Annotated in this window: 7 protein-coding genes; all 7 read left to right on the plus strand. The window is 36.5% G+C overall.

The annotated features are described in order from the left end of the window. Window positions 1–16: 16 nt before the first annotated feature. The 7 genes from QLQ94_RS23105 to QLQ94_RS23135 all read left to right on the plus strand — a co-directional run bounded on the left by QLQ94_RS23105 (window position 17) and on the right by QLQ94_RS23135 (window position 13,193). Window positions 17–1,480, plus strand: coding sequence for a RagB/SusD family nutrient uptake outer membrane protein (locus QLQ94_RS23105; protein ID WP_427402457.1), 1,464 nt, complete (start codon window positions 17–19; stop codon window positions 1,478–1,480). Between the two features lie 89 nt (window positions 1,481–1,569). Further along, window positions 1,570–2,490, plus strand: coding sequence for a dihydrodipicolinate synthase family protein (locus QLQ94_RS23110; protein WP_427402458.1), 921 nt, complete (start codon window positions 1,570–1,572; stop codon window positions 2,488–2,490). Between the two features lie 31 nt (window positions 2,491–2,521). Further along, window positions 2,522–3,682 (plus strand): galactose oxidase, encoded by a 1,161-nt coding sequence (locus QLQ94_RS23115; protein ID WP_427402459.1) that lies wholly within the window; start codon window positions 2,522–2,524, stop codon window positions 3,680–3,682. A gap of 784 nt (window positions 3,683–4,466) precedes the next feature. After that, window positions 4,467–5,708, plus strand: a complete 1,242-nt coding sequence (locus tag QLQ94_RS23120) for an MFS transporter (RefSeq protein WP_427402460.1) — start codon at window positions 4,467–4,469, stop codon at window positions 5,706–5,708. Window positions 5,709–5,840: 132 nt separating this feature from the next. After that, window positions 5,841–7,937 (plus strand): GDSL-type esterase/lipase family protein, encoded by a 2,097-nt coding sequence (locus QLQ94_RS23125; protein WP_427402461.1) that lies wholly within the window; start codon window positions 5,841–5,843, stop codon window positions 7,935–7,937. Between the two features lie 275 nt (window positions 7,938–8,212). Further along, window positions 8,213–9,424 carry an AGE family epimerase/isomerase gene (locus QLQ94_RS23130; RefSeq protein WP_427402462.1) on the plus strand — a complete coding sequence of 404 codons (1,212 nt, stop codon included), beginning with the start codon at window positions 8,213–8,215 and terminating at the stop codon, window positions 9,422–9,424. Window positions 9,425–9,989: 565 nt separating this feature from the next. After that, entirely contained in the window at window positions 9,990–13,193 is a 3,204-nt protein-coding gene (locus QLQ94_RS23135; RefSeq protein ID WP_427402463.1) for a LamG-like jellyroll fold domain-containing protein, read from the plus strand. The last annotated feature ends 104 nt before the right edge of the window (window positions 13,194–13,297 follow it).

Consider the following 13,297-nt stretch of genomic DNA (forward strand, 5'->3'; position numbering starts at 1 on the left):
TTTTAATACTAAAATCATGAAAAAGAAATTTCTTATATATACACTACTTTTTACTACTCTATCCCTATTCAACTCCTGTCAGGATGATTTAGAGCTAACATCTGATAGTGTTATTACATCTGATAGTTTTTGGAAAACAGAAGATGATGCCAAAGCTGGTGTAAATGGTATGTACGTTAACTTCAGAATCCAGACCCAACAAAATTATTATTTATTGGGAGGAGCCAGAAGTGCCGAAATAACTGGTGGTGTTCAATCACCGTTGACTTTGGCCAATTATTATAACAATCAGCTTACACCACAAAATGTCGACGTAGACTGGGCGGGATTATATACTGTAATACATTCTGCAAACTTGGTTTTAAAGTATGTACCACAAATTACCTTTAGCCCAACAACCGTAAATGAGCAAAAACGATATCTTGCACAAGCGTATTCTATGCGTGCTTTATGTTATTTTATCATGGCGCGTTCGTGGGGTGGTGTTCCACTTGTAACAGATCCTACAGAAAACAGCAATCAGTCACAATATATTATTCCGCGTAATAGTATCGAAGAAACATTTGCTTTCATCAAAAAAGATATTGATGCAGCAATTGCAAACTTTCCTGACGCAACGAATAATAAAATTCAATTGTCGCTTGCTTCAGTGTATGCTTTAAAAGCCGATGTAAACTTATGGACTGCAAAACAATTAGGTGGCGGAACAGTAGATTTGAATACAGCATTAACAGCTATAAACGCAATTCCGGGAACTCCAACTTTATTGCCTAATTTTAAAGATGTTTTTGCTTACGACAAAAAAGCAAATGCTGAGGTAGTTTTTGCTGTTCGTTATTCTCTTGCAGATTTACCTTCGAATTTAGCCGACAACTGGAACCAGTTTATGTTTGTGGGGCCAAGTGATTTTGCTCCATTAACATCTGCAACAGCAACAGCCACTTTTGGAACATTAGGAACTGGTGCCGGAAATGCCGGAATTTCAAGAGTGCAACCGGATATTACAAGATTCAATTTTGCAGCAACAGATACCAGAAAAGCTGCAACTTACTTAACTTTATACAACGGCCCCGTTCCTGTAGTAACAGGTTTGGTAAAATACAACGGAACTGTTGACGGAACTTTAAGACGTTTTGTAAGTGATATTATCATTTACCGTTGGGCAGATATTTTATTAATGAAAGCTGAAATTAAAAATGCTTTAGGACAAGATCCAACTGCTGAAATGAATTTGGTAATGCAAAGAGCAGATGCTACGGCTTCTTTCACAAATGATTCTCCTGCAAATAATGACAATGTGATCTTAAATGAACGTTTGAAAGAATTGGCTTTTGAAGGAAAATCATGGTGGGATTTGGTTCGTTTCAACAAAACAAGCTTAGTGCCATCGATGACAGCAGGAAAAGAAGTTTTGTTTCCGATCTCTCAGAACACAATCAACTTTAATCCAAAAATTGTTCAGAATCCTATTAGCAAATAAGATTTTAAAACTATAGTTTACCATTAGATCGGGAATGTAAAAGTTCCCGATCTAATACAACAAAATACAAATAATAAAAAAACATACTCATGAAAATTCAACATTTACAAGGTCTGATTTCTGCTCCTTTCACCCCTTTTGACAGCAACGGAAAATTAGATGTTAGCCTGATTCCCGCTTATTATACTTTTCTAAAAAGAAACGGAATCACCGGAGCTTTTATCAACGGATCAACCGGCGAAGGAGTTTCTATCACCTTAGAAGAAAAAAAGGCAGTTGCACAAGCCTGGGCAGATTGCTCGAATCACGATGATGATTTTAAAGTAATGGTTTTCCTTGGCGGAACTTGTCTGGCTGATTGTATCGACCTTGCAAAACATGCTTACGAAATTGGTTTATACGCTGTTTCTCTAACCGGAGCTTTTTACTTCAAACCAAACAATGTAGATACTCTTGCCGAAATCTGTATTAAAGTGGGAGAAAGTGTTCCTAATATGCCATTTTATTATTACCACATTCCCGTATTAACAGGCGTAAATGTTGCGATGTACGATTTGGTAAGAGCTTTAGATAATAAACTTCCAAACTTTGCCGGAGTAAAATATACTCACGAAGATTTTATGGATTTCCAAAGTTGCATGAGCTACGAAAACGGAAAATTTGATATGCTTTGGGGGCGTGACGAAAATATGTTATCTGCTTTGGTTCTGGGTGCAAAAGGTGCTGTAGGAAGTACTTTCAACTATGCTGCTCCATTATATTATGATTTAATTGAAGCTTTCAATAATAATGATTTGGTTAAAGCAAGAGCGCTTCAGCAAAAATCAATTGATATGATTCGTTTCTTAGGTAAATATGGCGGAATCTCTGTTGGGAAAGCATATATGAAATTGGTAGGTCATGATTTAGGAGAATTCAGATTACCGGTTAAAAACATGAGTGCTGAACAATTTGAGTTATTCAAAAAAGATGTTGCAGGTTTAAATTTCGATACTTTCAAATCTAAATAATCAAGTTCGTTTTCTCTAAAACAAACCCAATATGAATACGTCTTTTTCTTCCTTAATCCTTACTATTTTTATTATGTCAACAACCATTGGTTTTTCGCAAAAAACAAAGATTTCAAATGTCGAATGGAAAAAAGCCGCACAATTGCAAAATGCTGACGGAAGTCTTTCACTAGGTTTTGCAGGTCCGATAAACGGAGTTAGCAACAACATTTTGATTGTCGCCGGAGGAGCCAATTTTCAGAATAAAATGCCTTGGGAAGGAGGAAAAAAACACTATTCGAATGAGATTCATGTTTTAGAAAAAGTAGGCGATGAATATCATTGGAACAAAAAAGTGACGAATACATTACCGGAACCTATCGCGTATCCGGGAAATACAACCACAAATTCAGGAATCGTTTATGTAGGCGGAGAAAATGAAAACGGACTTTCGAATAAAGCCTTTATCCTAAAATGGAATGCCGATAAAAACGAAATTGAAACAAAATCATTACCGGATTTTCCAATCGCCATTACCAATATTGCACTTACAAATCATGAAAATATTGTTTACGCAATTGGCGGAGATGAAGCAAAACAATCCTCAGATTTAGTTTTTAGTATGGATTTGAATGCTGAAAAACAGGAATGGAAATCGTTACCAAAATTACCTTTTGCTTTAGCAAATTCGGTTGCAGTAATTCAAAATGATAAAATTTATGTTGTTGGCGGAAGAACCAAAACTGCATCAGGAATAAGCGATTTGCACAACACTACTTTAGCTTTTGATCTAAAAAAACAAGTTTGGGAAACGAAAGCAGAGATCTCTGACGGAAAACACACCACCAATTTTTCTGCTGGCGCAGGAGTTGCTGTTGGCAATGAATACATTTTGATTCTTGGCGGAGATAACGGAACTACTTTTCATAAAATAGAAACCTTTTTGTCGCAAATTGCAAAAGCCACATCTGAAGAAGAGAAATCAAAACTTATTGCCGAAAAAAATATTTTAAACACAACACACAAAGGTTTTTACAACGCTATTTTAGTATACAACACACATACAAATAAATGGTCAAAAATGGGCGAATTGCCTTTTCTTGCCCAGGTTACAACAACAGCCACAATCTGGAATGACAAAATAGTTTTATCGAATGGAGAAATAAAACCCGGAATTCGTACACCTGATGTTATGTTGGGAACCATCAAATAAAAATTAAACACGAATTGCACAAATTATCACGAATTAAAATCATTGTAATCTTTTTAATCAGTGGCAAAAAAATTTAAACAGATAGAAACATAGATTTTTAAATCATATTAAAAGGTGGTTCTAAAAAAACAAGTTTTTTTTTCACATAGCTAACTATGAGTTTTATTTGAAGCGAAACGTCTTTTCGCGCTATGCAAACTATGTCTCTATGTGTTTAAAAACCGATTCGCAAATAATTAAACGTAACCAAAGAGACCTAACAGGTTTTTAAAACCTGTTAGGTCTAGCAAGAATCAAAATAAAATCTGTTTATCCCGATAGCTATCGGGAGCGGCAAAAAAATTTAAACACATACAAACATAGTTTTAAATCGAAGAAAGTTGGTTTTAAAAAAATACATTTTTTACACATAACAATATGAGTTTTATTTGAAGTGAAACGTCTTTTCGCGCTATGCAAACTATGTCTCTATGTGTTTAAAAAACCGATTCGTAAATAATTAAACGTAACCAAAGAGACCTAACTGGTTTTTAAAACCTGTTAGGTCTGGCAAGAATCAAAATAAAATCTGTTGATCCCGATAGCTATCGGGAGCGGCAAAAAAATTAAACACATAGAAACATAGTTTTAAATCGAAAAAAGATGGTTTTAAAAAAATACATTTTTTACACATAGCACTATGAGTTTTATTTGAAGTGAAACGTCTTTTCGCGCTATGCAAACTATGTCTCTATGTGTTTAGAAAAATACCCAACCAATTAAATAAAATAAATCATATCAAAATATGAAAAACTCTAAATATTATCCGTGGTTAGTCGTAGCGTTACTCTGGATTGTAGCGTTGCTCAACTATATGGATAGACAAATGCTGGCGACCATGAGACCTTCTATGGAAGCTGACATTCCTGAACTGGTTTCAGGTGAAAATTTTGGACGTTTAATGGCTATTTTCCTTTGGATTTATGCTTTAATGAGCCCTATTTCCGGAATTATTGCCGATAAATTAAATAGAAAATGGTTGATTATTGGCAGTTTATTTGTCTGGTCTGCGGTTACATATGCTATGGGTTATGCTACAACATACAATCAGATTTATTGGTTAAGAGCCATTATGGGCGTGAGTGAAGCCTTATACATTCCCGCAGGTTTGTCTTTAATCGCCGATTATCATCAGCAAAAAACAAGATCGCTTGCCATTGGTATACACATGACGGGACTTTATGTAGGCTCCGCTTTGGGAGGTTTTGGAGCTACAATTGCTGCGAGATTTTCATGGCATACTACTTTTCATCATTTTGGTATTGTGGGCATTGTGTATTCGATAGTGTTGGTTTTCTTTTTATATGAGAAAAAAGTATCTACCAAAACATTTGATCCTGAGTTTAATAAAACACACGAAAAAGATTCGCTTTTTAAAGGCTTGGCATTATTGTTTACCAATATTTCATTCTGGGTGATTTTATTTTATTTCGCTATTATCAGTTTACCGGGTTGGGCAACTAAAAACTGGTTACCTACCCTATTCTCCGACAACTTAGGAATCTCAATGGATCAAGCCGGGCCAATAGCCACAATTACAATTTCATTCTCGTCCTTAATAGGTGTTATTTTCGGAGGAATTTTATCGGACAAATGGGTTCAAAAAAATATAAAGGGAAGAGTTTATACCAGTGCCATTGGTCTGAGTTTAACGATTCCCGCTTTAATGCTGATTGGTTTTGGGCATTCCTTATTTCATGTGGTTGGAGCTGTTTTATGTTTTGGTATCGGATATGGTATGTTCGATGCCAATAATATGCCCATTATCTGTCAGTTTGTCTCCTCAAAACATCGTGCAACCGCTTATGGAGTACTGAATATGACCGGAGTTGGCTGCGGTGCTTTGGTAACTTCATTGCTTGGAAAATCTGCAGATTCAGGAACTTTAGGTTTTGGTTTTGCCTTAATGGCCGGAGTTGTATTGCTTGCATTAATAGTGCAAATTAGTTTTCTACGCCCCAAAGTCAATGATTTTGCAGATGCGTAGAACATAAAGTTCATCCCCTTTTTTACAATTTAAGAGTTAGTTGGTTTTTTGAAGTTTTTATAAGCCAGGGCGGAGCTATGCCTTCTGCCCAGCTTATAAATGAGCCTTTTTTTAATAATAGTTCTAAAAAAAATGAGAACAAAAAAACGAAATCTTTTCATGGTTATGCTTTTCATTTCAATGATTTTCAATCTTGAAATGACAGCGCAAACTCCAATAAAAATTGCTTGCATTGGTGATTCTGTTACGGCTGGTTATCTTTTAGCCAATCCAACAACCGAATCTTATCCTTCGCAGTTGCAAATTTTAATGGGAAATCAATATGAAGTCAAAAATTTTGGACATAGCGGAGCAACGCTTTTAAAGAAAGGAAGTACGCCTTATTTTAAAACCGAAAAATGTGCCGAAGCCATTGCCTATCGTCCTGATATTGCCATTATTCATTTAGGATTAAATGATACCGATCCCAGAAACTGGCCGAATTACAGAGAAGATTTTGATGCAGATTATTCGTGGTTAATCGATACTCTAAAAACACAAAATCCGAAGGTAAAAATTTATATCTGCAAAATGACTCCGATATTCAATGAACATCCAAGATTTAAGTCCGGAACACGAGATTGGTTTTGGCAAGTTCAGGAACATATCAACGGAATTGCAAAAGCCAATAATGTCAAACTAATTGATCTTCACGAGAAACTGTACAATCGTCCTGATCTTTTCCCTGATGCTTTACATCCAACAAAAGAAGGAGCAACAATTTTAGCAAAGATCGTTTACGAAAATATCACGCAGGATTTTGGCGGACTAAAATTATCTCCTGTTTTCACCGATAATATGGTGTTGCAAAGAAATCAACCAATTGTAATTTATGGAAATGCAAATGGCGGAGAAAAAGTCGAAATCACTTTAGACAATAAAAAAGAAATTACAACTACAAATGAATTCGGAAAATGGAAAATAAATTTTCCTGCAGTGAAATCTGGAGGAACACATCAGATTACTATTTCATCAAAAGAAAAAAAAATCGTTCTGAAAAATATTCTAATTGGAGACGTTTGGTTTTGTTCCGGACAATCAAATATGGCATTCCCTCTTTATAAATCAGAAAATGGAATTGCTGAGGTAAAAAAAGCCATCAACAACACCAATCTTCGATTATTCAATTTTGAGGCCACTGCAGAAACAGATGAAAAAGCGTGGGATTCTATTACTTTAGAAAAAACGAATCGATTAGAATTCTTTTCCGGAAAATGGAAAATCTCTGATTCATTAAGTGCAAAAGACTTCTCGGCAATAGCTTATTACTTCGGACAAAATATTGCTCGCGAAGAAAATGTTCCAATAGGTTTAATACAAGTTGCCGTTGGCGGATCTCCCATAGAATCCTGGATTGACAGATATACTTTGGAACACGATGATAAAGTAGTCGACGTACTGACCAACTGGCGAAAATCTGATTTCATGATGCCGTGGGTAAGATCGCGTGCTGATGAAAATTTAAAAAATGCCAAAAATCCAAAACAGCGACATCCCTACGGACCTTGTTATAATTATGAAACCGGCGTAACTCATTTCACCGATTTTCCCATAAAAGGAATTATTTGGTACCAAGGCGAAAGCAACGCACACAACATCGAATTATACGAACATTTAATGCCTGTGTTGGTTGAAAGCTGGCGTAAAGCCTGGGCAAACTCCCTTCCGTTTTATTATGTTCAATTGTCAGGAACAGATCGTCCAACCTGGCCGTCCTTTAGAGATGCACAAAACAAAATTCAGAAAAACATTGCCAATAGCGGTATGGCGATTAGTATGGATTACGGTGATGCTACAAATGTGCATCCTATTCAAAAAAAGCAGGTTGGAGATCGTCTGGCGCTTCTGGCATTGAAATATACTTACGGAAAAAGTATCATCGCAAACGGACCATCGGCGCAAAAAGCCACTCAAAAAGGTGATCTAATTATAGTTTCTTTTTCGAATGCCAAACAATTATCAACAGCGAATAATAAAGAATTAACAGGTTTTGAGTTGGTAACCGAAAAAGGAATCCGAATTGAAAGTAAAGCAACAATTATTAAAAACGAGGTTTCAATAAATATCCCAAAAGGTGAAAAAATTAAAACCGTCTTATATGCCTGGAAGCCTTATACAAAAGCAAATCTCGTCAATGAAGCAAATTTGCCGTGTTCGACGTTTCAACTGGATTTAAACAATAAAAATTGAAACACAAATTGCACGAATTAGCACGAATTAAAAAATCATTTTAAATCTGCCTAATCTGCGAGAAAAAAATTAAACACATAGAAACATAGTTTAAATATCAAAAAAGACAATTAAAGAAAATACATTTTTTCACATAGCGCTATGAGATTTATTTTTAAGTGAAACGCCTTTTTTTAAGAATTAGAGAGCTATGTCTCTAATTCTTAAAAAAATATAGACCAACAAATACGAAATCAACACTTAGTAAAAAAAACTAAGTCTAAAAAATATATAAAATGAGTTATTCCAATACTGATCTCTTACACCTAAAAGATTTTTATCAGAACCAATTACTACATGACACCGTTCCGTTTTGGTTTCCACAATCAATTGACACAATTCACGGCGGTTATTTATTAATGCGCGGACAGAATGGCGACTTAATCGACGATGATAAATCGGTTTGGTTTCAGGGTAGAACCGCATGGTTATTATCGACACTTTATAACACGATCGAACCTAAACAAGAATGGTTAGACGGCGCCAAATCCGGAATCGATTTTATCAACCAACATTGTTTTGATACTGACGGAAGAATGTTTTTCCATGTAACCCGCGAAGGAAACCCAATTCGTAAACGCCGTTATTATTTCTCTGAAACCTTTGCCGTGATTGCGATGAGCGCTTACGCGAAAGCTAGCGGAGACGAGAAAATTGCAGAACAGGCACGTCATTTATTTGGAGAATGCATCAAATATTCGAGTACTCCGGGTTTATTAGAACCAAAATATACCGGAGAACGTCCGTCGAAAGGAATTGGATCGCCAATGATTATGATCAATACGGCACAACAAATCAGGGAGACCATTGGAGATCCGCGTTGCGATGAATGGATCACCAAATGGATTGCCGAAATCGAAAATGATTTTGTAAAACATGACATCGAATGTGTGATGGAACAAGTAGCTCCTGATGGTTCAATCATAGATCATATTGATGGACGCACGTTGAATCCGGGTCATGCTATTGAAGGTGCATGGTTTATTCTACACGAAGCAAAATATAGAAATAATGATCCTCATTTAATCGAATTAGGCTGCAAAATGCTGGATTATATGTGGGAACGTGGTTGGGACAAAGAACATGGAGGGATTTTATATTTCTGCGATGTTTATGGTAAACCTGTTCAGGAATATTGGCAGGACATGAAATTCTGGTGGCCTCATAATGAAGTTATTATTGCCACTTTATTGGCGTACACAATGACCGGAAATGAAAAATACGCAACATGGCATAAAATGATTCACGATTATGCGTATAGTAAATTCCATGATAAAGAAAACGGAGAATGGTTTGGGTATTTACACAGAGACGGAAGCGTGGCGCAAACTGCTAAAGGAAATCTTTATAAAGGACCTTTTCATTTACCGAGACAAGAATGGTATTGCGCACAAATATTAAACGAACATCTTGAAAAAACAATGAAACATGAAAATCAAATTATGTAAATCGGTATTGGCGATGTTAGACATTTAGCCATCTATAAATAATACCTTTTATATTAAGTTTTTGTGTGCCGTTTGGCAAGAAATATTGGTAGAAAACACAGATCAGGATTGAATTTAATGTGCCGTTAAGCATTAAATATTTGGTAGAAAATTACATTTACGGTCCGTTGGCGTGTGCCGTTAGGCACTAAATATTGGTAGAAATACAGATCAAGATAGGATTGTATGTGCCGTCAGGCACAACATATCGGTAGAAAAAATACGTTCAAGATCCGGTAGCGTGCCGTAGGTACGCAATATATACGTTTTGTTGCATACCTACGGCACGCTGGATTTATTGGGATTCTTTTTTCTACCGATATGTTGTGCCTAACGGCACAGCAAATAACATAACGCTATGTGAGAAAATCATGATTTTATTAAAAAAGAATTTAAATTTTAAATCTATGTTTCTATGTGTTAAATAAAAATGACACTAAATAATTGTAATAGTACCACCTATTCCATCAGGATTCTCGAGATTAAACCTTACGCTTATTAACCAATTTTAACCAAAATAAAAACTATGAAAAATTTATTACGCTTATTTTGTTCGTGTTTTATGTGTTTATATGGTATTAGTATCAAAGCACAAAGTGGTAAGGTTTTGAACCTCGATGGAATTTCTACTTATATGACTGTTCCTGATCATGCTGATTTAGACTTCGGCGCAAGCCAAAACAAAACGATTACATGTTGGATAAAAACAACAACTTCAACCGGAACTCCCAGAATTTTTGCCAAAAGAAATGGCTCATCCGGAAACGGATATGAATTTTGGACCGGCAATGGAACCAATGCTGGAAAATTTGCAATGAACATGAGCGGAACCGGAACGCCCAACAATATTAGTACCGCAGGATATTCGGCCAATTCTATTGCAGACGGAACCTGGCATCATATTGCACTGGTTATCGATGCTTCCAGTAATCGAACGATGTACGGTTATATTGATGGTGTTTTGGCCAATACCGGAAAACCTTTTACCTCTGTTACTTCGGATTTTTCGAATGCTTTAAACTTTGTGGTTGGAGCGACTTCTGATGCCAGTAACAGTTACAAATGGGCAGGTCAAATCGATAATCTCCGCATTTGGAACAAAGCCATGACAGCAACTGAATTGCAAACTGATATGACTGCTGTTATCAATGCTCCGGCAACAGATCTTCTGGCAGCGTGGAATTTTGAAAACATAAGTGGTACAACTGTTCCCGATGTTTCAGGGAATAACCATCCCGGGACTTTGGTTGGATCTCCAACGACATCAAATGCTTTTCCGATGATTTTATCTTTAGATGGTGTTAATGATTATATGTCGGTTGTGAATCATAGTGATTTTAATTTAGCAGCCGGACAAAGTTTAACGGTGACTTGCAAAATCAAATCATCAGATTTTGGTAAACGTATTCTAAGTAAACGCCCTGGCGGTGCAGGAATTGGATATGAATTTATCAATAATACTTCAGCCGGCGGTGGACAATTTGGAGTAAATTTAACGACAAGTGCCGGAGCCGCAGGACCTCCTTACGGAACTTCGAATATTGCGAATAACATTTGGCATCATTTGGCAATGGTCGTTGATGTTGCTTCAACAAGTTGTAAAATTTATGTTGATGGTGTTTTGCAGCAAACCAAAACGACCACAAATATTGGCGGAACAAATACAGTTTCAAATACCGGAGATTTATTATTTGGAACGCTCAGTAATTTTTCTTCTTATATGAATGCACAATTAGACGATATTCGTTTTTGGAATAAAGCCATGACTGCCGCAGAAATTGTAACAGATAAAACAGCAATTGTAAACGGAGCACAAACCAACTTGATTGCAGCTTGGGATTTTGAAAATGTTAGCGGTACAAACGTTCCGGACATTTCAGGAAACAATCATCCGGGAACTTTAAATAATGGAGCGATGGTGATTGCCCAAACCAACGAAATGCAAATTAATGCAGTTTCATTAGTGCAGACTGAATTACCAACCGGAATTGGAGATACCAACCAACGAATTATTGCTGTAAAAGCTGCTGTTAGCGGCACCATAAATCCGCTTACGGTAAGTGCTTTAAAATTTACAATGGCAGGAACTACCAATATTGCTGATGTTACTAATATCAAAATTTACTCCAGCGGATCTACTGCAATTTTCAATTCGGCAACGGCAACATTGTTTGGGAATGTGACTCCGTCAAGCGGAAATCTTGTTGTTAACGGCTCAAAAGCATTGATAAACGGAGACAATTATTTCTGGATTACCTATGATGTTTCGGCTTCAGCAACAGAAGGGAATTTATTAGATGCCACTTGCGAGTCAATCGTAGCGAACAGTATTACTTATAATACAACAGCTAATACCGTTTCGGGCAATCGTACGATATTATTAGCCAATACACTTTTGTTTACACCCGGAGATGCAGAATCTGCCAGTTATCGTATTCCGGCGATTATCACCGCTGCCGATGGTTCATTAGTTACCGTAACCGATAAAAGATGGAATGGTGCCGGGGATTTAGCAGCTAAAATTGATCCTGTCGTGCGTCGTAGTACCGATAACGGAAAAACTTGGTCTGCTCCTATTGTCATTGCTAATTTTGGTGCTTCAACCGGAGCGGGAGATGCCGCTTTAGTTCTCGATAAAACTACAGGAGAATTATTGTGTCTGGTTTCTGCCGAGAAAGGTTTTTTTGCTTCGACAAATGCAGCACCTGCCAAAGTTTTAGTGATTCATAGTACAGACAATGGCGTAACATGGGGAACTCCTGTTGATATTACTAACCAAATTTATGGTCCAAATCCGGGTTGGAAAGGATTATTTGTGGCTTCAGGAAGAGCACATCAATTAAGAGACGGAAAAATTGTCGCTGCCATTGCTGTACGAGAAAATGTTTCGGGAGTTGAACACATTAATAATTATATAATTACCAGCGCTGATCACGGAATTACATGGACAGCATCAACCGGAAGAGCAGAATTAGACGGAGACGAATCTAAAGTCGTAGAACTAAACAACGGCAATATCATGATGAGTATTCGTAATCCGGGAACGCGTCGTTTTAATATCTCAACAGATAAAGGAGCAACTTGGGGAACTGCTTATAATCAAGCAAGTATTACTGACCCAAATTGCGATGGCGATTTTATTCGCTATACTTCTACCCTTGACGGATATGATAAAAACAGATTATTGCATTCGATTCCGTTTTCTGGAAGCCGAAAAAATGTGAGTGTACAATTGAGTACAGATGAAGGAACAACGTGGGGATCACCTAAAACTATTTTTAGCGGAGCTTCGGCATATTCGAGTTTAACAATTTTGCCTGACGGAACAATTGGCATTTATTATGAGAACGGAGAAAGTTCAACTTATCAGATGTATTTTGTTCGTTTTAGTTTAAATTGGCTTACCAATGGCACGGATACATTTGTTCCAGCCAGTAGTCCTTCGTTAAGCAAAAAAACACAGGAAAACACAGCAACTGAAGATCAAAAATTCAGCATTGATGTAAATCCAAATCCAATTAATGATGTGGTTAGGATTAAAGTAAACAATGCGAAGGGAAATATTACGTTCAAAATTTATGATTTATCAGGTAAAATAATTCGTACTGAAAAATTAAGTACTAATGAAACAGAAATTTTCTTTTCGTTAGGAAATCAATTGAAAGGTATTTATCTTTTAAATGCAAATGATACAGAGACAACCATTAGCAGCAAATTGATTAAAAACTAAAAAAGAGCCATCGGATTAATTCCGCTAAAAAAAAGAGCCATCGGCTCGACCAATATTGTAGGGCCGAATTTTAATCCGGTTTAAACAATGCAAAAAATAATAAA

The organism is Flavobacterium sp. B114r (assembly GCF_056824125.1).

Excerpts from the sequence above, each read along its gene's own strand:
- QLQ94_RS23105 (WP_427402457.1), top strand. The coding sequence starts at position 17 with ATGAAAAAGAAATTTCTTATATATACACTACTTTTTACTACTCTATCC.
- QLQ94_RS23110 (WP_427402458.1), top strand. The coding sequence starts at position 1,570 with ATGAAAATTCAACATTTACAAGGTCTGATTTCTGCTCCTTTCACCCCT.
- QLQ94_RS23115 (WP_427402459.1), top strand. The coding sequence starts at position 2,522 with ATGAATACGTCTTTTTCTTCCTTAATCCTTACTATTTTTATTATGTCA.
- QLQ94_RS23120 (WP_427402460.1), top strand. The coding sequence starts at position 4,467 with ATGAAAAACTCTAAATATTATCCGTGGTTAGTCGTAGCGTTACTCTGG.
- QLQ94_RS23125 (WP_427402461.1), top strand. The coding sequence starts at position 5,841 with ATGAGAACAAAAAAACGAAATCTTTTCATGGTTATGCTTTTCATTTCA.
- QLQ94_RS23130 (WP_427402462.1), top strand. The coding sequence starts at position 8,213 with ATGAGTTATTCCAATACTGATCTCTTACACCTAAAAGATTTTTATCAG.
- QLQ94_RS23135 (WP_427402463.1), top strand. The coding sequence starts at position 9,990 with ATGAAAAATTTATTACGCTTATTTTGTTCGTGTTTTATGTGTTTATAT.